This is a genomic window from Pseudomonadota bacterium, from assembly GCA_030775045.1.
GTDB lineage: Bacteria > Pseudomonadota > Alphaproteobacteria > JALYJY01 > JALYJY01 > JALYJY01.
Genome location: JALYJY010000091.1, coordinates 1 through 584 on the forward strand (window position 1 = coordinate 1; position 584 = coordinate 584).

Consider the following 584-nt stretch of genomic DNA (forward strand, 5'->3'; position numbering starts at 1 on the left):
CACCAGGCTGGCCTCGGTATAGCGGGGAGGGGGCTGGGTAAAATGCTGCTCTGGCCTGACCTGATCACGCTGGAGGTTATCGCCTTCCTTCACCGGCGGCAGGCGGCGCTCGCTGTCGTCCTCGTCGTTGTCGTGCTTGTCGTCCCGGTCTTCCGTATAGACTTTCAGGAAACCGTCAAACACCACGATGGATCCCGTGGCGCGCAGGGTGATCTTTCCATCGCCGGAGGTCACATCCACGGCCACCTGGTCCAGTACGGCGCTTTCCATCTGGGCCGCCAGGGTGCGTTTCCAGATCAGGTCGTACAGGCGGCGGCCATCCTCGTCCAGGTACCGGGCCACATGCTCGGGGCGGCGGGACAGGTCTGTGGGGCGGATGGCCTCGTGGGCTTCCTGGGCATTCTTGGCGGCGGTCTTGTAGATGCGCGGGCTGGCGGGAACATAGCGGTCGCCGAACTCCTTCCCGATGACCTGGCGTGCCTGTGCAATGGCTTCCTGCGACAGGGTCACGCCGTCGGTTCGCATATAGGTGATCAGGCCCACATGCTCGCCGCCGATGTCCACGCCCTCGTACAGGTGCTGGG

At 64.6% G+C, this 584-nt stretch carries 1 protein-coding gene; it reads right to left on the minus strand.

Annotation, left to right across the window (positions count from 1 at the left end; genetic code table 11):
* Positions 1 to 584 (minus strand): DNA topoisomerase (locus tag M3O22_07805; protein ID MDP9196649.1); only part of this gene is annotated, 584 nt, incomplete at both ends.